Consider the following 26,369-nt stretch of genomic DNA (forward strand, 5'->3'; position numbering starts at 1 on the left):
TCCTTTCAATGAACGTTGTCGTAAGCGCCATTGTAGACCCATGGGTCACTACCTTCTCTTTTGTTGTTGCACTAGCAATGAAAATTCAAGGGCAAATTTTACAGATTCTTTGCAGAAATCAGGCGCGCGGCGGTCGCGTCCAAGCACACCCAGGCGCGTGCCGAGCGCGCCGCCCGCCTGGCGAGAAACCCGTCCACTAGCAGCTCTCTCGCACAAGAAAGCCCGGTACCCACACGAAGTGGATACCGGGCGGAAGGCACGTTTGCGCAGCTCGAGAGCGTGTTACTCGTTGTCGCCAGCGGTTGCCTGAGTTGCGGAGATTCCGGAACCAGCATCGGAAGCGTCTGGCCATGCCCAGTCGGTAAATGCTGGGTGATCATAGCCCTTCTCGACAGCAAACTCGAAGGCCTCGGTGCGGAACTTCTCCCACTCGTCAATCTGATCTGCCCACTTCTGAGCGTCAATCATACGGAGAGCGTCAGCAGCAAGTGCCCAACGGTCCATGTTGTTCAGGCGCAGCATGTCGTAAGGAGTTGTGGTGGAACCCTGCTCCTCGTAGCCGTGAACGTTGAAGTTGTCGTGGTTTGGACGGTTCCAAATCAAACGGCGGACAGAACCGGCGTAAGCATGGAATGCGAAGAGAACTGGCTTGTCTGCGGAGAAGAGCTTGGTGAACTCCTCGTCGGAGAGAGCCTCGTTGTTCTCGGAAGCGTTCTGAATCTTGAGCAGGTCAACAACGTTGACGAAGCGAGCCTTGATGCCCAGCTTGCCAAGCATGTCAAGAGCTGCCAGGAGCTCCTGGGTTGGGACGTCGCCGCAGGATGCGAGAACAATGTCCTCCTCGCCTGCCTCAGCGTTGGAAGCCCACTTCCACTCCTTAGCGCCAGCTGCAAGCTCCTCGCGAGCCTCGTCGAGCGTTACCCACGTTGGAGCAGGCTGCTTACCAGCAAAGATTGCGTTGATGCAGTTTGTGGAGGTGTAGCACTTCTCGCCAACTGCAAGCAGGAGGTTAGCATCTGCTGGGAAGTAAATGTTGGTGATGTGATCGTTGTTGAAGCTCTTGTTGAGCATGATGTCAACAAAACCAGGATCCTGGTGAGAGAATCCGTTGTGGTCCTGGCGCCAAACGTGGCTGGAAAGAACCAGGTTGAGAGCGGAGATAGGCTTGCGCCATGGAATGTGGCGGACGGTAGCCTCGAGCCACTTAGCGTGCTGATTGATCATGGAGTCAACGATGTGAACGAATGACTCGTAGCTGGACCAGATGCCGTGGCGACCGGTCAGAGTATAGCCCTCAAGCAGGCCCTCGCACTGGTGCTCGGAAAGCTGCTCGATAACGTTACCAACTGGGGAGATGTGCTCGTCGTTCTCAAAGTCGTCGTTGAAGCCGCCGAACCACTGCTTGTCGGTTACCTGGAAGGATGGCTGCAGGCGGTTGGAAGCGGTCTCGTCAGGTCCGAAGATACGGAACTCGGAGCGGTTGCTGTTGATGAGCTCAGCGGTGTACTCTCCGAGGACGCGCGTTGCCTCAGTAGCACCAAAGCCGTGGCCCTTCTCGGCAACTGGGATTTCGTACTTCTTTGCGTCAGGAAGGACGAGGTTGCGGCGGATTGCGCCACCGTTTGCGTTAGGGTTAGCGCCGAGGCGGAGGTCGCCCTTAGGCATGAAAGCGGTGACCTCTGGGCGGATTGCGCCCTTCTCGGTGAAGAGAGTCTCTGGCTTGTAGGAGCCCATCCAGTCGCGAAGAACCTGGAAGTGAGCCTCGGTGTCGCGAGCGGATGCCAGTGGAACCTGGTGTGCACGCCAAGAGCCCTCGGTCTTCTTGCCGTCGATGTAAGGAGGGCAAGTCCAGCCCTTAGGGGTGCGGAAGATGATCATTGGGTAGTAAGGACGGGATGCGTCACCTGCGGCTGCGCGAGTCTTGATAGCGCAGATCTCGTTGAAGACAGCCTCGAGAAGAGCTGCGAAACGACGGTGAATGGATGCGTGATCCTCGTCGTCGAAGCCAGCAACAAAGTTATATGGGTGGTAGCCCATGCCGCGGAAGAACTCGTCGCGCTCACCGTCGGAAATACGAGCCAGGATAGTTGGGTTAGCAATCTTGTAACCGTTGAGGTGCAGGATTGGGAGAACGATACCATCGGTCAGTGGGTCCATGAACTTGTTGGTCTGCCAAGAAGTTGCAAGTGGGCCGGTCTCTGCCTCGCCGTCGCCGACAACAGCGACTGCCAGCAGGGATGGGTTGTCCAGGACAGCGCCGTATGCGTGGGAGAGGACGTAGCCCAGCTCGCCGCCCTCGTGGATGGAACCTGGAGTCTCAGGTGCGTAGTGGGAAGGAATTCCGCCTGGGTAAGAGAAGCGGCGGAAGAACTTCTGGAGGCCCTCTTCATCGTCGGTGATGAATGGGTAGGTCTCGCGATAAGTGCCGTCGAGCAGGGACTGTGCGGTACCTGCAGGTCCACCGTGACCAGGGCCCATGAGGAAGATGGTGTTCTGGTTATGGTCGCGGATGAAGCGGTTTACGTGGCCGAACAGGAAGTTCAGACCTGGGGTGGTTCCCCAGTGGCCAACCAGGCGATGCTTAACGTCCTCGCGAGAGAAACCGTCCTTCATAAGAGGGTTGCTGCGAAGATAAATCTGACCAACAGACAGGTAGTTAGCTGCGCGCCAATACCTATCGACGCCGGCAAGCTCGTCCTCAGATACAGGCTGATTCAGGGTCTGCCAAGGTGTGCCGTACACGGGCTGAGCCATGTGCTCCTCCTTTTCTTGGGCTGCTATCTGCGCGTTTACGCAGGTTAGGCAACCTCGTTGCTTCCATCACCTGAGCGTTTGTTTTGTTCGCACTCAACTGGGCACGCATAAAACAACACATACATAACAGTATGATGCTTCGGCTATGTTTCAAATAATACTCTAAGTGATAAAACGTTTTATCACTGTGAGATTTCTTGAAATTTCTTTCCTGAGAGACGCTTAAGCTGTCTTTTAAGCAGCAAAACAATCCCCCAACAGTACCCACAATGCCAAAATGCAACCAAAATGGTGCCCATGTAAAGCGTATACACACCAAAGTGGTAAAAAATGCGTTTAGTTGGAGATTTCATTTTTCTGCATACAACGTTTGCCCAGATAAAAGTTTTTGACGCGGTAAAAAATCGTCTTAGTTGGAGATAAAACAGCTAATTTTCAATTTTCATTTCCAACTAAACGGGTTTTTTACCTTTTTCGGCACATAATTTTGAGCTCAAAAATTACGTATTCATGGAAATGAATTTAATTGCACAAATATGCAGAAATCTGACTAGCAACCCAAAAGACGCACGCTATTCTTCTCAATCATGCGCGGCTCAAGGATTATCTGGATTGACGCACTGTCATCCTGCGCTTCGATGCCGTTATTTTTACCTGTCGCAGCTGATTGCGTAGCGGCTGATTGCGTCGCGGCTTCTTGCGTCGCGACTGCTTCCGCCGCAGCTCTCTGCACAACATCCGCTCCATGCTCGCCCAGACGACGAAACATAATTGAAAGCGCGGCATCAGAAAGCTCATCAACATTTTGCTCAATCGAGGTCAGCGCTGGTTCAAACAGTGCGTCTGAAATGCTGTTATCGTATCCGACAACGGAATAGTCGCGTGGAACATGCAGACCGCGCTCGTACAGATAGCGCAGCAAGCCCAACGCAATATTGTCGGACGTCGCAACAACCGCGGTAGCGTTCACTCGAATCAGCTGCTGAGCTGCAAGATACGCATCAGGAATGTAATAATCGCTGGTCAACACAAGCGACTGATCCAGCTCCAGGCCCTTCTCGCCAAGTGCGCGAACGTAGCCGTTGAGGCGGGCACAGCCGGTGTTGGAAGCGGTGTTAACCATACATGCGATGCGGCGATGACCGTGATCTAGCAGGTATTTTGTGGCCAGATAGCCGCCAAGCTCATTGTTGAACGTGACTTTGTCGCAGTCGAGCGCGTCGATGGTTCGGTCCACCATGACGTACGGCACGGGCAGCTGCTCCAAGTCGGCGATGAGCTGCTTTGAGGCTTCTACCTCGTCGGACGTGATAATAAAGATGCCGTCGGCGCCGCGATTGACCAGTAGTCGCACAAGGTCCGCATCGTTTGACGTGCTGTTATCCGAGTTAGTGATGAACAGCGCGTACCCACGGCGGCGGCACTTCATCTCCAACATCTTTGCAAACGACGAGAAAAACCGGCTCTCGATATTCGGTACGATCAACCCCAGCGTCTGCGTATGCTGCGTGACCAGGCTTCTTGCAATCTGGTTGGGAATGTAGTGTTCGCGACGGGCAACGTCGAGGATGCGGCGACGGTTCTCGTCACTCACGCGCACCGGCCGACCGTTCAGCACCAGCGAAACCGTGGCGGGCGACAGCCCCACCTCGCGCGCAATCGTTTTTAGGGTGACTTTTTCTGCCACGTTACCTCGCAACTTGCCCCGTTTATCGTTGTTGCTTAAGTATAATAGTCGAGAAACCCCTGCGGCTGGTCGTCCGCCAAAAGCCAGACGCTGTCTCCACACGACAACCGCACCTGGACCCCGATACCGCACGCAAGCTGCACCTGCGCCCCGGCGCTCGCACGACAACCGCATTCCGAGAGGACGCGCATGAACATTACTCCACAGGAAATCGCCGAAACCCTCGCCATGGTCAGCGAGCAAAACCTTGACCTGCGCACCATCACGATGGGCATCTCGCTCAATAGCTGCGCAGACGAGGACCTGGATCGCATGTGCCAGAAGGTCTACGATCGCATCACGCGCCAGGCCGAACACCTGGTGTCCGTGGCCGAGGATCTGGAGCGCGAGTACGGTATCCCCATTGCCAATAAGCGCGTCTCCGTCACGCCAATCGCGCAGATTGCGGCATGTACCTCGGCGCAAGACCTGACCCCGCTTGCTCACACGCTTGACCGCGCGGCCGAGACGCTGGGCATCGACTTTTTGGGCGGCTTCTCGGCGCTGGTCCACAAGGGTCTTGGCGACGCCGATCGCCGACTCATCGCATCCATCCCCGAGGCGCTGGCTACCACGTCACGCGTCTGTTCCTCGGTAAACGTCGCATCTACGCGCGCAGGCATCAACATGGACGCCGTCCTGCTCATGGCAGAAACCGTGCTCGAAGCCGCTCGTCGCACCACCGACATTCAGTGCTACGGTGCCGCTAAGCTGGTCGTTTTTGCCAACATGGTGGAGGACTCCCCCTTCATGGCCGGCGCGGTCCACGGCAGCGGAGAGGCGGACGCCGTCATTAACGTGGGCGTTTCTGGTCCTGGCGTCATGGCTGCGGCCCTCGCCGAGCTCCCCGACTCCGCAAACCTCATGGACGTTGCCGAAAAAATCAAGCAGACGGCATTCAAGATTACCCGCGCAGGAGAGCTGATGAGCCGCGAGGCTTCAAGGCGCCTGGGTGTCGAGAAGGGCATCGTAGACCTCAGTCTTGCGCCTACCCCAGAAGCTGGCGATTCCGTCGCTAAGATTCTGGAGCTCATCGGCGTTGGCGAATGCGGAGGTCCCGGAACTACCTGCGCACTTGCCCTGCTCAACGATGCTGTCAAAAAGGGCGGCGTCATGGCGTCGTCCAGCGTTGGCGGCCTGTCTGGCGCGTTCATCCCGGTCTCCGAAGATGCGGGCATGATTCGCGCAGCTCAAGACGGCGCGCTTTCTCTCGAGAAACTCGAGGCAATGACGTCAGTCTGCTCTGTTGGCCTGGACATGATTGCCATTCCTGGCGATTCCACTGTGGAGACCATCGCGGGCATCATCGCAGATGAGATGGCCATTGGTGTCATCAACACCAAGACCACAGCGGTCCGCGTTATCCCAGCTATTGGTTACAACGAGGGAGACGTCCTGGAGTTCGGCGGCCTCTTTGGATCCGCACCAATTATGCCGGTCAACCAGTTTGCGGGCACGGTGCTTGCACACCGTGGCGGTCGCTTCCCCGCTCCACTCAATTCGCTCAAGAACTAGCAAAAGAGCCTCCACATCGGAGGCTCTTTTTAGTTGCAGGTTTTATGCGCTTGCGACTCAGTGCTCGCCGTGGTCGCCGTGGTCGTGCGCGTGGTGCTCGTGGTGCTCGTGGTGCTCGCCGTGCGCGTGGTGCTCGTGACCTGCGTGCTCGTGCTCGCAGTGGCCATGCTCGTGATCGCAGTGCTCATGCACGCAGTGACCATGCTCGTGATCGCAATGCGAGTGATCGTGCTCGTCAGCCAAGTCCGACTGCTCGTGCCAGAACGCCGGCACAAACACCTCACGAAGTCCATGACGCAGCAGGTCGCGGCCGATAAACACACACCTGGACTCTTCCTGAGGCTCGTCGCCCGTAATGGCCCACGCACGTTCTACCAGGTCAAACTTGACCCACTGATGACCGCACGGCAACGTACCTTTTGCGCGCGCAAGCTTTCCAAAAACGCCAGCTGACGCTGCGTCCAAAAGCCAAATCAAGTGCGTTGGACTTGGAAGCTCAGCGTGAGTCAACGCCATAGTCTCCAGGTCAGGCCCCTCGTCCTTCTCGCTAGCTGGATCTTTAAGAACAGAACCGTCAAGCGCACGCGTTAAAAGAGAGTTCCACCACTCGTCGGGAATATCAGCATACGAGGACTCCGCAATGATCTCTGCCTGCGGATTCATATCTGCCGCAAGCTGCTTAATGGGCTCGGCGGCATCCTCGCTACCTGGAGCAAGCTTGGAAATCACCACGCTCGCGGCGGCGCTCAGCTGATTATCAAAAATCTCTGGGAAATCGGTGCGCTGATTCTGCCACGAAACGGCGTCGACCACGGTGACCGGCGCCAGCAAACTAATGCGCTCCCAGGCTACCTGATTCACGTTATCAAGAATGCTCTGCAGCTTAGCCACACCAGTTGGTTCAACAATTAAATACTCGGGGTCAATGGTGTTTGAAATGGTCAGCACCGACGTCGCAAAATCCTGCTTGCCCGAACAGCAAATGCAATTCTCGGTAGACTCCCAAACCTTGAGGTCGGAGTCCTGCCTCAGACGGCGCGCATCGATGTCTGCCTGGCCATATTCATTCTCGTAGATAGCAAAATCACGCCCAGTCCGGCGCACGAGCTCCTGAATGAAGGTGGTTTTACCAGCTCCAAGAAAGCCTGATACAACAAGGATTTTCATGAATACAACCGCTTTCTAAACTCTGTTGGCGCTCACCAGCGCAAAAAGCTGGCGAGAAAAACGAACTTCTCGCCAGCCTAAACGTACTAAATCACGCGACCTAGTTGATTACCTAGTCGATAACAACAACTGGCTTGATGAGGTCGGATGGCTTATCACGCATGGTGAAGAGAGCCTCCTCGAGGTGATCCCAGCCGTGGTAGAGGTGGGTAACCTCTGGGTGAAGGTCCAGACGGCCAGAAGTGACCAGGCTGGAGAGCTTCTCCATGCGCAGACGGCCGCCAGGCATGAGGCCGCCACGGATGTCCTTGTGGCCCATACCAACGCCCCACTCGACGCGAGGAATGTTGACGTAGTCGCCGGAGCCCAGGTAGTTGACGTTACCAATCTTTCCGCCAGGCTTGAGTGCCTTGACAGCGTCCTCGAAGGTCTCGCAGCCGCCGCCGTCGACGCAGACGCGGTCAACGCCCTTGCCGCCGGTGAGCTCCATGACCTGCTCCCAGATTGGGCCGTCCTTGTAGGAGATGAAGTCGGTTGCGCCGTAGCCCTTAGCTGCCTCAACGCAGACTGGACGGGTACCAACAGCGATGATGCGAGAAGCACCGTGGAGTGCAGCACCAGCAACGGACATAAGACCGACAGGTCCAATGCCGATGACCAGGACGGTGTCGCCGAACTCAACGCCAGCCAGCTCAACTGCGTGGAAGCCGGTTGGAACCATGTCGGAAAGGATGCAGGCGTCTGCTGGATCCATGCCCTCTGGCATGTGAGCGAGGTTGCCGTCAGCGTCGTTTACATGGAAGTACTCGGAGAAGACGCCGTCCTTGAAGTTGGAGAATTTCCAGCCAGCAAGCATGCCACCGGAGTGCATGGAGTAGCCGGCCTGAGCCTCAAGGGAGTTCCAGTCTGGAGTAATTGCAGGAACGAGGACGCGGTCGCCAGGCTTGAAGTCCTTGACGCACTCGCCAACCTCGACAACCTCTGCGGAGCACTCATGACCAAGAATCATGTTGTGACGGTCGCCGATTGCGCCCTCCCACAGAGTGTGAATGTCAGATGTACAAATTGCGACCGCAAGTGGCTTGCAGATTGCGTCCAGAGGACCACACTTTGGTGTCTCCTTCTCAATCCAGCCGGACTCGCCGATCTTGAGCATTGCATAACCCTTCATAAAACCCTCCTAAAATCTGTGTTTCTGCAGTTGAAACACTACCTACCTCGTGGAGGAGCACGCCTTTTGCGTGACACTGACGAGGCTTATAAACGTTTTTGCGAAAGCTCGCTGCTTTGTTGCAGCCACAATTGGGTCCTCTCCACAACAAAACGACGAACACTCGCGAAGTACATTTTCAAGTACTTTTTTACGTAAATCTAGAACGAAACCGTGAAAGGTTGAGCAGACTTTCATGAATTTTAGGTTGGCGAGAAATGCGGTTTACAAATATCCGATATTTGCGCACGTAGACAATGCGTACGCTAACATACCGTTAACCAAACCTCCGACCGAGGCGAAACAACGCTTATCGGCAAACGGTTACCGTTCACCGAGTCAAAAGGGCAGATGTCCACTTTTCTGTTGTACGCAAGCGATGTCGAGTGGTATGCAGAGGCGTCTCGGCAGCTATGCAGAGGCGCTTTGTTATAATTCTGATAGATGAGTTTCTCGCCAAATGAACCTCTTCAATGAATCGCTTTGTAGAGAAGACCAGCAGTCAAAAAAGGAATTTGCATGCCCATTGATAGCCTGTTTGGAGACGCTGGCGCTAGCCTTGACTGGCAATACATAATCTCATACGCCATCCTGCTGGCTCCGGCAGTTATTCCGGGCGTGCTATTTGTTTACTCTTTTATCAAAGAGCCTCGCCAATTCCGCAATGCACTTTTTCTGTTCGCGGCTCTTGCGTGGTCATCAATTCTTCTGGTGCTGAGGCTGAACAACTTTATCCTTGGACTAATTCTGGTTACTCTTGTACTGCTGACACCATTTCTGACCATTGGTTTCTTGCTGATCAACACCATAGTTGTGGTAAAAAATAACGGATTTTCACTGACATCGATGCTGCCGTTTTTGATGGCTGGATTCCTTGTTCTGCTGATTGCGTCGCCGACCATCGTGAATTATTTTGACCCGGACGTTCGACACATTATTGTCTTTGTGCTGGGACTTTTTACGCTCGAGGGCCTGTGGTTCTCGTTTACCTTTATGGCTTTGCTGTTCTATTCGTGGGTGTATCGTTTGCTTCCCCGCCGACGCCAATACGATTACATCATTATTCACGGCGCTGGGCTTGACGGTCCGCGACCAACTCCGCTGCTTGCAGGCAGGATTGATAAGGCACTTGAGCTGTGGAATAAGCAGCATCAGCACGGAAAGTTTGTTGTTTCTGGTGGTCAAGGCGCTGACGAGATTGTCTCCGAAGCTCAGGCCATGCGCGACTATCTTCTGGAGAAGGGCGTTTCAGCTGACGCAATTCTCATGGAAGACAAGTCCACTACTACCTGGGAAAATCTTAGGTACTCGCTAGCCATTATCAACGCTGATCGAACAACGGGTGTCGGCGCCACAAGTGCGGCCACCGTCGCAAGCAGGGACGTCACAACAGCAGCCAGCGACGCGTCGACCAGCGACGCGAGCGGAACCGCCGCCTCGAGCAGAACCGCCGCCTCGAGCAGCGACTTTACCACCGCGGTTGTTACCAGCGATTTCCACGTTTTCCGTTGCGCCGAATACGCCCACAACCTGGGCATTAAGGCAGATGGCATCGGTTCGCACACCAAAGGCTGGTACTGGCCCACGGCGTTTATCCGCGAGTTTATTGCAATCACCAAAGCGCACCTCTGGCCCTACCTGGTCATTGGCAGTCTGTACACGGTAATCAACGTGCTCAACTACGCGTTCTTTTACTTTGGAGTTGCGTAAGCTAGGGGTGCTCAATTTTTGCTCCGCGCCTGATTTTCTCCGCGCCTGATTTCTTAAAAGAATCTGTAAAATTTTCCTGAAAATATCAAAGAATCTGTGGATTTGCCTGATTTCCTCAAAGAATCTGTATCCAAAATACAGAATCTTTGCACTTTTCAGGCTCACTTTTCAGGCTCACTTTTCAGGCTCACTTTTCAGGCTCACTTTTCAGGCTCGCTTTTCAGGCTCGCTTTTCAGGCTCGCTTTTCAGGCAGAGTTTAAAGCGCGTCCGAGCTCGCCCTTTCATGGAGCCTGATTTTCTCGCCATGTCTGAACGATTTGCCGGAAAAGTATGCCAAGTCTGAGCTATTTGCCGGTTTTTATCGCCATGTCTGAGTAAATGTACTCAGACTTCATGCACTTTTCAGGCTCGCAATTTCAAGCCTCACTGATAGAGCTCACGCATCACCGCAGAAACCATGTGTTATCTGCGCCAAGTCGAGCTAGATCCGCAAAACCGTATATACTCGAATGAAGCGTTATCTGGCGAGAAGCCCCGTGTGCTCGGAACTCTCGTGGATCTGCCGCTCGTCGCGGACCCGTCGCTCGACACGGATCCGCCGCTCGACACGGATCCGCCGCTCGTCACGGACCCGCCGCTCGACGCTCGCCGTCGTTGCCACCTACGACCAGGAAGGAAGCCTGTTGGAGACATTCGAATTTGTGCTCATTGTTTTGACCTGCGTCGCGGCTTCCTCGGTTATCGACAAGTTTGTCAACGTCTCCATCCCCGTTATCCAGGTTGTTATCGGCCTGCTTGTCGCGCTCGTGCTGCCCAGCGTCCAAGAGGTTCACCTGGAATCCGAACTCTTTATGCTGCTCTTCATTGCCCCACTCCTGTTCAACGAGACGAGAGAAACCAACATTCGTGCACTTCTCCTCAACCTGAACAGTATTTTGTCGCTGGCGATTGCTCTGGTAGTTGTCAGCGTGCTTTCGGTCGGCTACGCTCTCCATTTGATGGTCCCCTCAATTCCTCTAGCTGCGGCGTTTGCGCTGGCCTCAGCCCTGGGGCCAACCGATGCAGCCACTGTCACCGCACTTAAATCCAACATCCACCTGACCCATCGCCAGCAGACGCTTCTCTCGGGAGAGTCCTTGATTAACGACGCATCCGGCGTCGTTGCATTCCAATTCTCCGTAGCTGCGGCTGTAACGGGTGCGTTCTCGCTGGTAGACGCAGCGGGATCTTTCACGGTGCTTTTTATAGGCGGCGTGGTAATGGGAATTGTCACTGGCTTTGCCTTCTCTGCCATCAACGCAATGCTTGGTAGGTTGGGTTACGAGGACACCATTGCAAGCGTTCTCTATGAAGTACTGACACCGTTTCTTGTCTATCTTCTTGCCGAAACCTTCCACGTTTCTGGCGTACTTGCTGTTGTAGCGGCTGGCTTGATGATTGCGCTCCCACGAAGGCAGAACAACAACGCGCTATTTGCACGGCAAAAATTGGTCTCAGATTCCACGTGGAAAGTCATCAGCTTCCTGATCAACGGTACCATCTTTGTCTTCCTAGGAATGCAGCTCCCCCTTGCCGTACTTCCTGGCACCAACGGCGGCCTCAATATCCTGCAGATTTTGAGCATCGTGATCGCAATTACCCTGTTCATGCACGGTGTCCGCTTTGCATGGCTCTACACGCTAGAAACTTACAAGCTCCACAAGGGCGGCCATCTCTGCACCGGAAAAGACGACGCCAGCGGCTCCGAAGACACGAACGGCGAGAAACCCGACCAGCCGCTCGCTGAACTGGGCTCGGTGCAAACCTCGGAGCAGACCGCTGACCAGCCCAAACCCACGTGCGCCATAAAGCCCATCTCAATCACGTCGGCCGAGATCATCAAGAACGTGCTGGTTACCACTATTGCAGGTGCAAAAGGTGCGGTAACGTTGTCGATTATCCTCACCTTGCCTCTCACAACCCAGTCCGGAGCAGCGTTTCCGCAGAGGGATCTGCTGATTACCATCGCCGCCGGCGTTATTCTCGCCACGTTATTTTTAGCGGACAATCTGTTGCCCGTGCTATCAAAGTCCCCTGAAGCAGACTCTGACCTGCCCGAACGTCTCCACAAGGGAGAGATTGCCGTTCTTGAGGCAACTCTTGGCGAGCTCAGGAGCATGTTGCAGTCAGAAAACGCCAAAGCAAAGTATCTACCTGCGCTTCGTTTGGCTATCACGCGCTATACCAACCGCTTGTTTGCCTCTCGTATCACTGTCCCTGGCTCGGGCGAACTTGTCAAAAAGCTGGTCCTTCACGAGACAGAAGTCCAGCAGAAATGCCTCGAGGAGCTACGCGAGCGCCATATTAAAACGCACAACCCCATTCCGTGGGATCAAATTGTCGATGACATTACTTCAATTCGCAGGTCAGTAGGCTATTACGGACCCATCGCAAACATTGCTGCAACAACAAACCACCGCTCGCGGATTGCCGTTGCCCTTCACGAGCTTAAGCTGGCAGTGCAACGCATCATCGACGGCGAAATCAGGCACCTTGAGGACGCCGATCAGTCCTACTACCAGGCGTGTTTATACGCACTTGAGATGGAATACGCGGAGCTTGATGACCTGGAGCGCATTGCCAACGGTGACGATGAGGAGCTGGCGGTCATCGCATCTAATCTGATGATCGACCACGAGTCAGCAATTGAGTCCATTTGGGGTCGCATCAACATCAATGATGAGCATGACTCCAGCACCACCCAAGTCTCCTACCTGCTGCCTTACAACCTGAGCTCACACAAGATGTCGCCTCACTTTAGGCAGCAGATTGCGGACGCTCGAAAGTACGCCGATGACGTGGCAGAAAACGCCCTGCGCATTGAGTTGGACCAGATTTCGCGCCTGCAGTTTGAGGGTGTCATCGACCGCGAGGTTGCCTCTCACCTGCGCGAAAACGTCTACTACCTGCAGATGACGTTGAGTGAGTAGCATGAGCGCTACACCAGATACGCACCCCATCGCCGATGCGGCTACGCGCCCCGCCAACCCCGTGTCGAGAAAAACAATCATCTCCGGACTTTCCATCCACACGCAGATGTCCTCTGTAGCTGGAGCTCCTATTGTCTACCTCTTGGGTGACGTGGCCGACCACTCCCCCATTCAGGTACCTGAGGGCGTCAGCCTAGTGAACGTTGGCGTTGACCTGTGGGAAAAGAACTTCTCGCCCTGGTGCGCCCCGCGCGTTTTTGCCAAGGGTCCCAACTTTGGCGACGGCGCCCAGAAAACGCTCGATACCCTTATCAACCAGGTCATCCCCTGGACAGAGTCGGAGCTCACCGAGCCGCCGGCATATAGGGTGCTTGTGGGATATTCGCTTGCAGGCCTATTCAGCCTCTGGGCCGGCGTATCACAGCAGGTCGCACGCGGCTGCCAGTCCGACGACGCACCGTCGCAGCCAGGCCCGTCGTCGCAGCCCGGCGCGCCGCACGTCGACGCCCCCACCCCAACCTTCCAGCGCATCGGAGCTGTCTCCGGATCGTTTTGGTTTCCAGGGCTTTTGGACTACGTAGATCAGCAGCTCAGCGGAGGGGTGGTCGGCCTCACACACGTCTATCTTTCTCTGGGTGACCGAGAAGCACGAACCCCCAATCCACAAATAATGCACGTGCGAGAAAACGCAGAACTTCTCGCCAGCAAGCTAGAGAGCGCGGGAATTACCTCAACGTTTGAGCTGAACCGCGGAAATCACTTCCAAAACGTTGAAGGAAGAATGCAGAAAGCCCTGGACTGGCTGGTCAAATAGGGTAAGATTCTTCAGAACGCACGTGTCCAGAGAGGTTTTATGCCCAACCAAAAGCAATTTAACAGCAAAACTGAATCGGCCAACACAGCCTCTAACAAACAATCTGACTACTTATTTGCGCTCATTCTTTCCCTGGTATTTGGCATTTTTGGTATTCCACAGTTTTATCTTAAAGGCTGGAAATCGGGACTTACCAGGCTTGTTATAAACGCATCGCTAATCACGGGCGCATTTGTCCTGGCTCAAATACTTTCTTTGCCGTCGCTGCTTTCTTATCTTCTACCAGCAATTTTTTCGCTCCCGGTTATTGAAAGCGCTCTGAACCTCATCTACGAAGACCCCAGCGCTTCCAAACAACTCGTAAAAGGCAAGCTCAAACCGCGCAAACAATACGCGGGAAAACAGAAAGCTGGAGTCGTGCTCGCCGCGCTGACGGTAGCGCTTTACTTTAGCGCAGCGCTCACGCAACCGCTTCCGACCACCCTATCTACCGCGGGGTCCTCGGGCCAACAAACCGCAGTTCAAGCGCCTGGCGGGTCCTCACAATCAGCCTCCAGCGCTCCGTCAGCCACCGCACAGGCAAGCACAAACGTCACTATCAAGTTCATCGACGTGGGCCAAGGAGAGGCTATTCTCATCGCACTCCCCGAGAAAACCATGCTCATCGACGCAGGCCCCACGGGGTCTGCTCCAAAAATTGCCCAGGTGCTCCAAGAACTTGGTCGAGACAAGATTGATTACCTGGTGGCCACCCATCCCGACGAAGATCACATCGGCGGGATGGCGGACGTCATTTCCAGCACCCAAATCGGGACCATTTACGCACCAAATAAAATAAACAATACGGCAACGTACAGGAAGTTTCTGACTGCCATCCAGAACAATAACCTGCAGATAACTCTTGCCGAAGCAGGAACCATCATCGATCAAACCGATGCTTACAAGTTAGAAATCCTTTGGCCTACCAAGGACGCAAATTTCCCCGACACCAACGATTACTCGATAATCATCAAGCTGACCGTGGGCACCAAAACGTTCCTCTTCACGGGAGACGCACCCACAAGCGCCATCCTGGACTCCAATCCAGGCCACATTGATGTGCTTAAGCTCTCGCATCACGGCTCCCGAACAGGCACAAATGAGCAGCTGGTTCGCAGGCTCTCGCCTACCTACGCCATCCTTTCGTACGCCTTAGACAACTCCTACGGTCACCCCATGCAGTCGGTCCTGAACTCCCTCCATAAACATTCCGTTGAGGTTTGGGGAACGGGTGCCAACGGAACCATTACCATTACCTGCGATGGTACAACCATTGATATATCTTGCGAGAAAAACGGTATCGTTGTAGCGCCTACCTCACAAGAAAAATCTAGCACGTCGTCGACATCGAGGTCCAAGTAATGAAAGCAATCATTGATCGATTTGAAGACAACAATCTTGCCGTGCTTGAACTAGATGACCAGCCAGGCAATATGCTGACCGTTTCTGTCGATGAGCTACCAAACAACGCTTGCCAGGGCGATGTTCTTTACTACCAAGACGGCTCGTGGATACGAGCCGAGGAAGAAACCGCTCAGCGACACACCGATATCGATGCGCTGTTCAACTCCCTGCTTACGCGTGATGATACGGAAACTGAATAGCCCCAGATAAAGCCTAAAATATGCGATTTTAGAATATTTATAAAACTGCACGTCAATCCATAAATATTCGATTTTCGCATATTTTGTTATATAGCCATTTAACTGCATAAATAAAAAGACGCCTTATCGAGAAAGACGTCTGTGTAGAGTACTTTTATCCAAGAAAAAGTGTGATATATTACATATAACACCGGCGCGCATCCTCGCTCTGCAGAGAGAGAGGGCACGCCATTTTCTTTATAGGGCCACGATAGCCGCGGCCATTCTTTTCTCGTCTTCAGCTAGAAGTACTCGCATCGTCCAACCCCATTGACTCCAGCCAATTTTGCACTTCACTAAAAGTGTACGTGCCTTTTACCGCCAATCCTGGCATCACACGAGAAGCACCACATTCCTTCTTGTACTCCTCAATCATGTTGCCAAATCCTCCGCCGCCGTGCGTGCAGAACGGAATGACTGTCTTTCCACTCAAATCCGTTGCTCGTAAGAACGAAAGCACCGGAGGAGCAAATGTCTTTAGCCAGTTGGGCGATCCTATAAAGACAGTATCAAAGTCAGCAACATGTACATCGTATTGCGTCAGCGCAGGACAAACGCCCTTTTCTATCTGGGCCCTAACCTCTTTTACCGCCGTGTTATACGAGAAAGAATAGGGCTCTTGAGGCTTAAGCTCCAGCAACTCACCATCGGTAATCAGCGCAATATCCTCCGCAAGCCTTCTTGTGATGCCGGAATATGAATAGTACACAATCAAAGACTTCATGTAAGAATCTCCACTACCAGCCGAGAAGAACATGCTGTTGCAGCATTACGTCGAATTATTTGACACAAGTATAGTTGATGGGATTGCGCAGCCGACCGGTTTCTCACAGCAAGCATATGCTACAGTGAAACAAAAGCACCCCGGCTATCCCCCTTGTGGGATGACTGAGGTGCTTTTTGTTGATTTGTGTGAGTGTGACTAAATCTACGTCCAACAAAAAACGAGACCGTATCCTTCCAAGCAACTGGACGGGCGTATCTCGTTTTTAGTCAGTCTATATAATCGTGAGCGCTTAGTCAAACCAAATCTTCACGACGTCACCGTCTGCGGATGTAATATCCACAAGTGTGCCACTCTCGCCAGTCTTTGCAGCATCCATAAGCGCATCAAGGTTGATGTTAGAAAGCTGTTCCTGAGTCTCCTGATTAAGATAGCTTCCGCTGACCTGAATTCCCGAGTTCAAAACAAACTTTGCCAGGCCCAGAGGCACGCACATATCAACAACGTCGCCATCGTCGGAGACTACATACACGTGCAAGCCGTGTTTTGCAGAGCCGTTGCCCAGGCGAACACCCTTCTTCTTGCTACCGTCAGCCTCGTCGTTCTTCTCGACTTTGACCATGCTCTTACCAAAAAGCTTACCAAAGCTGAAACCTGAAGACTGAGTAGCAATACCCTGGTTGTCCTGCTCGGTAGGCTCTTCTACGATCTCTGCGGGCTCATCAACTACAACAGAAACAACCTCAGCAGTGCTCTTCTCGGCAGCTCTCTCCTGGGCAGCAGCGCTCTCCTGGGCAGCAACACTTTCCTGAGCGGAAGCGCTTGCGCCACTCAAAAGCTCGTCAACGGACACGCCAAGGAATCGCGCAAGATCTGGCAACAGCGAGATATCCGGATAGTTAATGTCGTTCTCCCATTTGCTCACCGCCTGCGGGCTCACGTTCAGCTCTTTTGCCAGACGCTCCTGCGTTGCAGTTCTAGCCAAACGAAGACGTGCAATACGACGACCAAGGGTCTCAGATGAAGTAGTCATGGTTGCTCCTTTTTTTCAACTCATTATTACTGAAATAGCTTGCGGGCCGCTGATTTCACTATGAGTCGTAACAATACGTTCAACAAGAACGCATCAGTTGAGTTAGGTATCGCAACGGTTTCCAAATACTCAACAGTAGGTTGAGTTAGCAGGTAAACTATGCTTTTTAACCGAAATTTACTTGCCCTAAAAGTTCCCTCCAACTACCATTAAAAAAGAAACTTTTGATGTCCTAGAAAGGTCTATCTATGGCTGGCGAGAAGAACTGGGTGTTCTGGACCAGTGGTGCGCATATTGTTTCTGGTTTTGAGCAGTGCGCTACAGACGGTTTTGTTGGCGTTGACGCAGATGGTGTCGTGTACCTCTTTGATAACAATCAAAATGTCTTTGCTTCGGCTCATGCTTCAGATATTGAGGGAACCGTCAGTAGCTGGAGAGTCACCTGGCTTACCATTGATGATAAAAGATATGTCCTAGAGTTTGTTCCTCTTGCAGATAAGATTGCTCCTCGCCTGATTTTTGGAGCTATAAGCAATGTCTTTATGCAGGAGCTCCATCACGGAGATCAGGAGAAGGTCCCACGAGAACTCCTCGAAGACTTTAAGATTGCATTCGAGAACGCCAAATACAGACGCTAACAAACTAATTTTTTGAATTATTCATATCCTTGCGAATAAGCTCTTTAATGTAGCTTGAACGGTTCTCTTTACCTTCCAAGAACTCTATTAAATCGCTATCACTTGGATATAGATTAAACATAATTGCCTTTACGTTATTCTTTCGATATTTAGCGCTGGCCCTTTTCTGTGCTTCACTAGTAGCCATAATGGATACCTTTCTTGCTAAAATAATATATTGTGTTTATAGTAATCCTGAATCTTAACAACGGTATTAAAACTTGTATCATCTTTAATTTTAAACTCAAAATAATCGTAAAATGAATTTTTTGATTACGCTTCTTTTAACTGAAAATATAACGGCAGTTCAAAACACACCTAAGTCGGATAATCTGTCAAAAAGACGTATACATGACGCTGAAAATACCCCAATCATGCAGATTATCGTCATTAGGTGTGTAAAATGCCCGCATCTGAGCAGATTATCTGACTTAGGTGTGTTCCGTAGATACAGAATTTATCGATAGTTAAATTTCTTATATAAGTCTATTCATGTTTAAGCATATTAGATAAAGTTTATGCATAGAGATGCATATCAGGTAGTACGACCGCCTAGCTGCCTAGCTATCTTGATTAGGAACATGTCGATTCTTCGGCAGAACCTACCAAAGCTGCGCTATTTTGTGCGCCAGGCCTAAAAGCCGACGCTAACACGCTGCAGAATCATAATCACCCGCATATGAACAGCCTCCCCCATACAGGAGAGGCTGTTACTAGTTCAAACGATTACAAAGGGTGCTGAGTCTGATAGACTATGCGCGCTTACGAAGACGAATACCAGAAGCTATTGCGCCTGCAGCAGCAATCATACTGACAGAAGACAGAACAACGGAAGCGTCAGAGGTATCTGGCAGCACTCCCTTCTTGTGCGACTTGTGCTTCTTCTGAGAGCTGCCTGTACCGTTGTTAGAGCTGCTTGTACCATTGTTAGAGCTGCTGTTAGATGGGTCGCTTGCAGTATCGGTCACGGTAAGAGTTCCAGAAACGTAGACGAACTCGTAGTCGTCAGCTGAGCCACCTGCAGGAGTCAGCTCGTGTGCACCAACGCTCAGGTCAGTTGCGCTGAGGGTAGGAGCGGTATAGCTGCGAGCGGTATCAGCAGTCTCACCGTCTACAAAACCGGTAACAGTAAGAGCAAGCTGAGGAGCAACGCCCTTCTGGACAGTCTCGCCAGCATAGGTCACAACAAGCTGAGCCTTATTGATTGTCCAAGTTGCATCCTTAGTGGCAGTGGTGCCGTCTTCCCAGGTGTAGTTCATAGGGTCAGCAAGATCAAGTTCAACTTCATACGTACCAGGATAAGTTGCTGAAACCTGGCCACTAACAACTACCTGTGGGTTAGCGGTGGCATCAAAACCACGCTGATTATGACCGTTATAGGTGTAGTTAGTTGCGGTTGGAACAGCAACAGTGCCCTTCTGAACGCTCATCTTCATAGGAATGGTGAAGTCATACAGACCGCTGTTCTTGATGGTGATGCGCGTATAACCATTGCTTACAGCAGTTGGAGTACCAGAAATAGTTGCAGTGCTTCTACGAGCAGTTGCATCATTCTCCATTGGGCTAAGCGTAAGACCAGCAGGCAGGTTACTTACGGTAAAGGTATCGTAACCCATAGTAGATGCTGCCCAAGGAATGGTGATTGGCTCGTTGTAGGCCTCGCCGACCTTTGCGGGAGTGATCTTGTTAGAAGGAAGTACTACGCCAGCGGTATTGTTAGAATTCTGGAACCTGGTGTTCTCGATAGTCAAATCACCGCCATTGGTGGTAGTAAGATCAATCTGAACAACCGTGGAGTTCTTAACAGTTGAAGTACCCCTGTTATCAAGACCGTTATAGAACGTAACATTATCAAAGGTTACGTTTGCACCAGCCTCAACAATAACATCGCCCTCAAACTTCATATTTGAGACGGTTCCGTTAAAGCCAGCTGGGAAAATGATGCGTGAACCCTTAGGATTCAGGCCAGCGTAAATCTGAACGCGCGTACCGTTACCCAGATACGTGCTCTGATAGGTGCTAGTAATGTTGGTTACGGTAGTAGGAACAGTGAAGTCCTGAATAGAAGAAGCGCTACCGGCACCAATAGTCACCCTTGAACCAGAGAAAGACCATGTGGATGCAGCATCCATTGCAGCCTTGTTATTGCTGTAGATGTATTGCAAACTACTAGAACCATAGCCCGAGAGCCAGTCAGTAATCTCAAACGTTCCATCTGCATAAGCCTTTGTTGTAAATGGCGAGAAAAACAAACAAGCTGCAATTGCCATCACAACAACAAACTGAGCACGGAGCCTACTTGGCACATGCTTAACGTACATAGAGCTTCCCCCAATCTGACTGTTTATGTGAACCCTTCAATTGAGCCACAACAGTTTTGCCCATTGAACATCCGTATCTTATCAGATATGTTAGCCATAGGTAACAAAAAAGACCCAAGTTTTTAACCTTGGGTCTAATAAATGCTTTAACTAATTTACTTAAATACTTATTTACTTAAGCGCTTCTTAATTTCTTGCTTAAAAACAATGGAACGAGTAAAAAACGCGGCGGCTACAGGAATGACCAATAGTGGCGCAACCACAAGAATACCCGCGACAGCAACTCCCTGGGCTGTAACTCTTCTACCAGGTCTTGATAGTATGCTGTTTAAAATATCAGTCATAGCGAATACAAATGAGCCATCGGTAAGCACATACGCAAGTATCAACTCAAGCGAAAATAGAGCAACAAAAACAAGTGCCATGGTATTTCCAGTCTTTTTGCAAATAGCAAGTCTCTGGTCAAATGAAAGGTCATCTGCCTCGGGCACTTTCTCAAACCATGTAACTGCTCGTTGTTCTGGCGTCATTATGCGCTCTCAATCTCGTTGAGTTTTGCATCAACCAATGTTGCCCCAAGGGTATTTTTGAAATGCGCAAGCGCAAACTGATGGTTCTCTGGCGTTAGTGATGCAACTGCTGGCTCAACAACCTCAATGTGATAACCCAGGTTGTAAGCGTCAACCGCTGTGTGCAGTACACAGATGTCGGTAAGAACACCAGTCAGGATAACCGTATTAATGCCGCGCTCCCTCAGACGAATATCAAGATCAGTTCCCGAGAAGGACGAGTAATGACGCTTGTCCATCCAGAACACATGGCTATCGTCTTTGTGCTGCTGATAGAAATCATTCAGAGGACCAAACAGGTCTCTACCACTTGTGCCAATAATGTTGTGAGGTGGGAAAAGCTTGGTCTCTGGATGGAAGTTATCCTCTGGGTCGTGAGCATCAATAGCAAAGAAAATATAATCTCCGCGATCAAAAGCGCACTTTGTAGCCTCATAAATAGCATCTGAAATAGCCTGAGCTGGCGCACCTGCTGTCAGCTTTCCGTCATCTGCTACAAAATCATAGGTGTAATCAATCGAAATCAAAGCTTTCTGCATGTTTGGTCACGCTTCTTTCTTGAGTTTAAAAGAGCAGTCAGTAAAAGAATAGACGCCACTCATTGTACAGGTGACGTCTCTGTATTCCACGTTTAACACGTAAATATTTTATGTGTGTGTACTTGTCTCATTATCAAAGGCACACTTACTTCTTCTGAGAGATTATCAGGTCAACGTTTTCTGTCTTAGTGTCTTCCATACTCTTACCGCCTTTGATGTGGTAGTACTCAACAACTGCATTTACCTCAGTCTGATCAGCAAGAGGCTTTTTCTGATAAGAATCGTTAATAACAAATGCAAAGACCCTCTCGCCACTCTCAAGATAGTTGGAATCGTTAGCCCATACGGAATTCTCAGAATTATCTAACTTAAAGGTGCAATTTACCCAGTTTTCAGATCTATTGATGATCTCAAAGACGTAGCCTTCAGAGTAACCATCTGGGGATTTAGCAATACCAACATACCTGACATAAAGATCGTCATTATCGATAAGAACCTTGTCAACCTCGGTCTTCAGCTTAAAGCGCATCTTGTATTCGCCCTTAGTAGAAGAGAAGTTATACGCAATAGTGCCCTTGTCTGCCATTGCATCAAAAGGCTTGTACTTAAAGCTGGAATAATCACCAGATGTTTTAGTAACTTGCTTCAATACTGCCTTGGAACCGTCAGAACCCTCAATGGTCATCTGACCTGAGGAATCAACAGTTGCCGTGTAACTTCCAGCATTACCTGCAAGGGTGATAGTGAGCTTTCCATTAGCATCAACAGACCAGGTAAAGGGCTTCTGAGCGCCAAAACGGATAAAATTACCCGTGCCGTCATCAGCAAAGTCATAACCATAAATTGACTTCATGGATTCTACTGCCGTTGGGTAAACACTCTCGGGGATATCTCCCTGGTTAGGATCACTAATAGACTTTGCTTCCCAAACGCCCACAAACGGAGCACGCGCAGCCTTCTTCTCTTCTGCTTCCTTCTGAGCTGCAATCTCTTCAGGAGATGGTCCGCCGATGTTAGGAGTGCAAGCCGTAAACACAATGCTGGTAGAAAGCACAAGTGTAAGTACAAGCATAAAAAGTAGTCTACGCTGTTTCAAGAAAGTCCCTCCAACACCAAAGCTCTCTAGATTGACAATGTCCTTTCTTGGCGACACTTTTTTAACGAAGTTCATTCTGCTCAATCTAGGTATCGTCTGAGTGCATTACTTATTCTGCGAAATCGTCAAATCGAACTGCTCGGTCTTCTCGTCTTCAAGACTGCTTCCATCTGCAACATGGGAATACTTAAAAGTTCCCTGAGATTCAGAAAGCTTAGCCAGAGGTACATCTGCTTTGGAGGTATCAACTACAAACTCATAGAATCTCTCACCAGGCTCAAGAACATTAAGAGCTGTTCCAAACACAGTGGAATCCGAATTATCCAGCCTAAAGTCATATGAGGCCGTCTTATCGGACTTGTTGATTACCTCAAAAACATAACCTTCGGTTTGACCGCTTGGTGTTGTGGCGATTCCAACATATCTGACGTACATGTCGTCATTATCAACAACAACCCTGTTGACCTCGGTAACTACCTTAAAATTCATATAAAAGTCATCATGGGAGGAATAATTTCCTCCAATAGTTCCCTTACCCGTAAGCGCATCAAATGGAGCATATTTAAGAGAAGAGTAATCACCTGAGGTTTTAGTTACTTGGGTAAGCACTGCCTTGGAACCGTCAGAGCCCTCAATGGTCATCTGGCCTGAGGAATCAACGGTTGCTGTATAGCTTCCGGCGTTGCCAGCAAGGGTGATGGTAAGCTTTCCATCAGCATCAGCAGTCCAGGTAAAGGGCTTCTGAGCACCGAAACGGATGAATAGTCCAGTGCCGTCGTCGGAAAAGTCATAGCCGTAAATGGCCTGGAATGTGTCTCTTGCTGTTGGATAGACACTCTCGGGAATCTCGCCCTTCTTTGGATCACTAATAGACTTTGCTTCCCAAACGCCCACAAACGGAGCAAGAGCAGCCTTCTTCTCTTCTGCTTCCTTCTGAGCTGCAATTTCTTCAGCCGAAGGCCCACCAATGTTAGGAGTGCAAGCTGTAAACATAACACCAGCAGAGAGCGCCAAGATGAGCGCAAGAACTGGCAGCAGTTTATGTTGTTTCATCAAATGTCCTTTCAGTGGTAGTGAGCACGCTGAAGATAAGCGTTCTTTTGCTACTCAGACTTAGGAGGGATATTTAGATCAAGTTCTAATCTCTGCCTTTGCTGAGTAAGTACGCTAGTTATTGGGTCATTGTAAATAGTATCAACCGTAGCTTTTGGATTAGAAAGTGCCACAAGAGATCCTGGTGTTTGCGAGACATTAGGAACGAACAAATAGAACTTCTCACCAGGTTGTAAGGAGGCTTGACCAAAGGCTTTCAGAGGACCATGTAGATCTCCAAGAGAGAACTCTCCGTAAAATGACTCAGGACACTTATTGATAATCTCAAATACGTAACCTTCTTGAGAGCTTCCCGGTACCTGAGCGATAGCATACAGATTCATATACAGCTTATCTGTATCGATAAGAACTTTATTGACCTCTCGAGTTATTTCAAAATTCTTAAACTTGAGATCGTTATACCTAATCATGGTTGGTACGGTACCTTTATTGGTAAGTTGATCAAATGGCTGATAGGTAGCACTTGCATAGTCTCCAGCAGTAGTTGAAATCTGCTTAAGCTCGGCGTCAGTCTCATCGTAGCCAGTGCCCTTGAGCCTTAACCTGCCAGTCTCAGCGTCAATCTGTCCCGTAAAATAACCCGCAGTTCCCTCAAGGGTAACTGTAATCTTTCCTTCTGCATCAACAGTCCAGGTAAAAGGCTTCATTATGCCAAAGCGAGTAAACAAGCCAGTTCCATCCTCAGCAAAGCTGAAAGCATAAATTGCATGGAACTGTTCTTTATAATCGTCGTAGGCTGCTCCCTCCCTCAGGTTTCCTAGTCCGGGTTCAAAGATGTCATAAGCTTCCCAAACACCTACGATCTGACCAGCAGACTTTTTGTTTCCTGCGGGACTGTTATCCCCTGATGAGCATGCACTAAGCACTGCACTTACAGAAAGCACCAGCGCAAGCAGACATCCTAACAGCATTTGACGCTTTTTCATAAGACCTTCTTCCATACGTGCAGCGATATAAAACTAACTCTTAACTGTTACTTGCTCTGCCCAGTAGGCAAATCAAATGTCACGGTTTTCTCGTCATTATGAAGGGCGCCATTGCTAGAGTGGTCATACTCAAGAGTGCCTTTTACATCCGTGACTTCAGAGAGTGACTTATCTCTACGTTGGTCATTAAGAACATATTCATAGACTCTCTCACCTGGCTCTAACACGTTAAATCCATAAGCCCAATAGCCATCGGTTGGATCTTGAATAGTAAATTGATAGCCGGTTGTATAAGGAGTTCTATTAATAACCTCAAAGACATAGCCTTCAAAACCCTTGAGGTCTTTAAGGGAAGCGATGCCAATAAGCCTTACATAGAGCTCATCGGTATCAATAATGACCTGATCAAGCTCAGTGGTGATATTAAAGCGTAGTTTATTTTCATGCGATGACTTGTTTTTAGAAATATTGCCTGTTCCTGTTAGTGGATTAAATGGCTCATACCTAATATGAGAATAATCACCTGAGGTCTTGCTTACCTGAGTAAGGATGGCTTTAGAACCATCAGAGCCCTCAACGGTCATCTGGCCTGAAGAATCAACGCTTGCTGTATAGCTTCCGGCATTACCTGCAAGGGTGATAGTAAGCTTTCCATCGGCATCAACAGACCAGGTAAAGGGCTTCTGAGCACCGAAGCGAACAAACAAACCAGTGCCATCGTCAGAGAAGTCATAGCCATAAATTGCTAGATAAACATCTCTAACATCTTTGTACATGTCTTCAGTGACTGTACCCTTATTTTCATCCTCAATTGACTTGGCCTCCCAAATGCCTACATAAGGAGCAAGAGCAGCTTTCTTCTCTTCTGCTTCCTTCTGAGCTGCAATCTCTTCAGGTGATGGTAAGCCAAAGTTAAAATTACACGCAGTAAATACAACACCTGATGAAAGTGCAAGGACCAATGCACAAGTCAGTGCTAGTTGACGTCTTTTCATTAAGCATCCTTTCGATAGGTGGGGTGCAAAATTAAAAAATTTAAGACTGTACTATCCAATATGTTACAATAAATCTCTCAAATAGGATAATTCTTTTATCCTGAACGGTTCTACCAGCTAAAAGGAGGACGATTTATGTCGCTTCCAACTCCACCAGAAGTACCACAAAAACCCGCTCAAAAACAGGAAATTCCAGGTAACGTTTATCTTTACGATAAAAACGACACCTCCCCAATTCCTCTTACTTACGATGTAATTGATTTTGGTAAACCTCAGGGAGCTGCGAGCCCTCTTGTTGGTTGGGCAGCCGGTGCGTTTTTTGCTGTTGGCGGCCTCTGGAATTTCTTTAATTTAAATGGTGAGGGCACCATTTTTGCAGGAATTCTTTTGTGCGCCATTGGTGGCCTACTTATTGCAGCTGGTTTCTTTATGAATGGCTATAGCATTATTGCTAATGCAAACGGATTTAGGTCTGGAACAGCCAATAGCGGAGAAGTTACTGAGTGGCCTGTTGCTCGTGGTTACTTTACTGTTAAGGTCCGCCTTGGTACAAACAAGACCGCTCGCATGGCTATGAACAGCGCAACTTTAACTATTACTAAGCCAGATAACCTTCCTCTTTCTGTTCAGCAAGTTACTTTCACAGGTTCTAACACTGCTGAACTTAAGCAGCGCTGTGAAGTACAGGCTGACCGCATCTGGAACTGGGCTGTTGCAAAGGGATATATTTTTTAGCGTATCCTAAAGGCTCGTTTAACCGCGAGCCACAAATTGCTAAAAAGAACGCTCCTAGGAACTTCTGTTTCTAGGAGCGTTTTGTTCTAGTTA

23 protein-coding genes are annotated in these 26,369 nt (G+C 50.3%); 9 read left to right on the forward strand and 14 right to left on the reverse strand.

Annotation, left to right across the window (positions count from 1 at the left end):
- Nucleotides 1-200: hypothetical protein (locus ACO5GU_RS06520; RefSeq protein WP_484930486.1), on the forward strand; the 200-nt coding region annotated here is incomplete at its 5' end.
- 82 nt (nt 201-282) lie between these two features.
- Here the strand turns inward: ACO5GU_RS06520 and ACO5GU_RS06525 are convergent.
- Entirely contained in the window at nt 283-2,754 is a 2,472-nt protein-coding gene (locus ACO5GU_RS06525; protein ID WP_484930488.1) for a phosphoketolase, read from the reverse strand.
- 550 nt (nt 2,755-3,304) lie between these two features.
- On the reverse strand, nt 3,305-4,441 hold the full coding sequence (locus tag ACO5GU_RS06530; protein WP_484896948.1) for a LacI family DNA-binding transcriptional regulator: 1,137 nt from the start codon (nt 4,439-4,441) through the stop codon (nt 3,305-3,307).
- Between the two features lie 189 nt (nt 4,442-4,630).
- On the opposite strand from ACO5GU_RS06530, the gene ACO5GU_RS06535 reads away from it, so the two are divergent.
- On the forward strand, nt 4,631-5,995 hold the full coding sequence (locus ACO5GU_RS06535; RefSeq protein WP_484876662.1) for a DUF711 family protein: 1,365 nt from the start codon (nt 4,631-4,633) through the stop codon (nt 5,993-5,995).
- A gap of 57 nt (nt 5,996-6,052) precedes the next feature.
- Here ACO5GU_RS06535 and ACO5GU_RS06540 read toward each other — a convergent pair whose 3' ends face one another.
- Complete coding sequence (locus tag ACO5GU_RS06540; RefSeq protein WP_484930490.1) at nt 6,053-7,162, reverse strand: GTP-binding protein; 1,110 nt, start codon at nt 7,160-7,162, stop codon at nt 6,053-6,055.
- A 112-nt stretch (nt 7,163-7,274) separates the two neighbouring features.
- Nucleotides 7,275-8,333: an NAD(P)-dependent alcohol dehydrogenase gene (locus ACO5GU_RS06545; RefSeq protein ID WP_035433270.1), complete on the reverse strand. Its 1,059-nt coding sequence runs from the start codon at nt 8,331-8,333 to the stop codon at nt 7,275-7,277.
- 558 nt (nt 8,334-8,891) lie between these two features.
- Between ACO5GU_RS06545 and ACO5GU_RS06550 the strand changes: the two genes are divergently transcribed.
- From ACO5GU_RS06550 to ACO5GU_RS06570, 5 genes are all read left to right on the forward strand, one after another.
- The gene (locus tag ACO5GU_RS06550; RefSeq protein WP_484930492.1) at nt 8,892-10,082 is read left to right on the forward strand and encodes a YdcF family protein; all 1,191 of its coding nucleotides are present in this window, start codon (nt 8,892-8,894) and stop codon (nt 10,080-10,082) included.
- A 684-nt stretch (nt 10,083-10,766) separates the two neighbouring features.
- A complete protein-coding gene (locus ACO5GU_RS06555) occupies nt 10,767-13,052 on the forward strand; it encodes a cation:proton antiporter (RefSeq protein WP_484930494.1) in 2,286 nt (761 codons plus the stop codon).
- 1 nt (nt 13,053) lies between these two features.
- Nucleotides 13,054-13,866 (forward strand): alpha/beta hydrolase-fold protein, encoded by an 813-nt coding sequence (locus ACO5GU_RS06560; RefSeq protein ID WP_484930496.1) that lies wholly within the window; start codon nt 13,054-13,056, stop codon nt 13,864-13,866.
- 39 nt (nt 13,867-13,905) lie between these two features.
- On the forward strand, nt 13,906-15,267 hold the full coding sequence (locus ACO5GU_RS06565) for an MBL fold metallo-hydrolase (protein ID WP_484930497.1): 1,362 nt from the start codon (nt 13,906-13,908) through the stop codon (nt 15,265-15,267).
- The gene (locus tag ACO5GU_RS06570) at nt 15,267-15,509 is read left to right on the forward strand and encodes a DUF3006 domain-containing protein (RefSeq protein ID WP_484930499.1); all 243 of its coding nucleotides are present in this window, start codon (nt 15,267-15,269) and stop codon (nt 15,507-15,509) included. The genes ACO5GU_RS06565 and ACO5GU_RS06570 overlap by 1 nt, the downstream gene beginning before the upstream one ends.
- A gap of 277 nt (nt 15,510-15,786) precedes the next feature.
- On the opposite strand, the gene ACO5GU_RS06575 is transcribed toward ACO5GU_RS06570, so the two are convergent.
- Both ACO5GU_RS06575 and ACO5GU_RS06580 read right to left on the reverse strand, forming a co-directional pair.
- Nucleotides 15,787-16,272, reverse strand: a complete 486-nt coding sequence (locus ACO5GU_RS06575) for a flavodoxin (protein WP_484859166.1) — start codon at nt 16,270-16,272, stop codon at nt 15,787-15,789.
- Nucleotides 16,273-16,564: 292 nt separating this feature from the next.
- Nucleotides 16,565-17,305 (reverse strand): helix-turn-helix domain-containing protein, encoded by a 741-nt coding sequence (locus tag ACO5GU_RS06580; protein WP_484930501.1) that lies wholly within the window; start codon nt 17,303-17,305, stop codon nt 16,565-16,567.
- Between the two features lie 248 nt (nt 17,306-17,553).
- On the opposite strand from ACO5GU_RS06580, the gene ACO5GU_RS06585 reads away from it, so the two are divergent.
- Complete coding sequence (locus ACO5GU_RS06585) at nt 17,554-17,943, forward strand: hypothetical protein (RefSeq protein WP_484806626.1); 390 nt, start codon at nt 17,554-17,556, stop codon at nt 17,941-17,943.
- A gap of 4 nt (nt 17,944-17,947) precedes the next feature.
- On the opposite strand, the gene ACO5GU_RS06590 is transcribed toward ACO5GU_RS06585, so the two are convergent.
- The 8 genes from ACO5GU_RS06590 to ACO5GU_RS06625 form a co-directional block, all read right to left on the reverse strand.
- The gene (locus tag ACO5GU_RS06590; RefSeq protein WP_314009145.1) at nt 17,948-18,130 is read right to left on the reverse strand and encodes a hypothetical protein; all 183 of its coding nucleotides are present in this window, start codon (nt 18,128-18,130) and stop codon (nt 17,948-17,950) included.
- A gap of 604 nt (nt 18,131-18,734) precedes the next feature.
- Nucleotides 18,735-20,303 carry an MBG domain-containing protein gene (locus tag ACO5GU_RS06595; RefSeq protein WP_484930502.1) on the reverse strand — a complete coding sequence of 523 codons (1,569 nt, stop codon included), beginning with the start codon at nt 20,301-20,303 and terminating at the stop codon, nt 18,735-18,737.
- A gap of 167 nt (nt 20,304-20,470) precedes the next feature.
- A complete protein-coding gene (locus tag ACO5GU_RS06600) occupies nt 20,471-20,833 on the reverse strand; it encodes a hypothetical protein (RefSeq protein ID WP_484930504.1) in 363 nt (120 codons plus the stop codon).
- The gene (locus tag ACO5GU_RS06605) at nt 20,833-21,411 is read right to left on the reverse strand and encodes a cysteine hydrolase family protein (RefSeq protein WP_484910967.1); all 579 of its coding nucleotides are present in this window, start codon (nt 21,409-21,411) and stop codon (nt 20,833-20,835) included. Before ACO5GU_RS06605 ends, ACO5GU_RS06600 begins: the two co-directional genes overlap by 1 nt.
- A 145-nt stretch (nt 21,412-21,556) precedes the next feature.
- A complete protein-coding gene (locus ACO5GU_RS06610; RefSeq protein WP_484930506.1) occupies nt 21,557-22,507 on the reverse strand; it encodes a hypothetical protein in 951 nt (316 codons plus the stop codon).
- 105 nt (nt 22,508-22,612) lie between these two features.
- A complete protein-coding gene (locus tag ACO5GU_RS06615) occupies nt 22,613-23,560 on the reverse strand; it encodes a hypothetical protein (protein ID WP_484930508.1) in 948 nt (315 codons plus the stop codon).
- 50 nt (nt 23,561-23,610) lie between these two features.
- The gene (locus ACO5GU_RS06620) at nt 23,611-24,546 is read right to left on the reverse strand and encodes a hypothetical protein (protein WP_484875768.1); all 936 of its coding nucleotides are present in this window, start codon (nt 24,544-24,546) and stop codon (nt 23,611-23,613) included.
- Between the two features lie 47 nt (nt 24,547-24,593).
- Nucleotides 24,594-25,541 (reverse strand): hypothetical protein, encoded by a 948-nt coding sequence (locus ACO5GU_RS06625; RefSeq protein ID WP_484930510.1) that lies wholly within the window; start codon nt 25,539-25,541, stop codon nt 24,594-24,596.
- 135 nt (nt 25,542-25,676) lie between these two features.
- On the opposite strand from ACO5GU_RS06625, the gene ACO5GU_RS06630 reads away from it, so the two are divergent.
- On the forward strand, nt 25,677-26,276 hold the full coding sequence (locus ACO5GU_RS06630; RefSeq protein ID WP_484930512.1) for a hypothetical protein: 600 nt from the start codon (nt 25,677-25,679) through the stop codon (nt 26,274-26,276).
- The last annotated feature ends 93 nt before the right edge of the window (nt 26,277-26,369 follow it).

This window comes from Lancefieldella sp. (genome assembly GCF_057237245.1).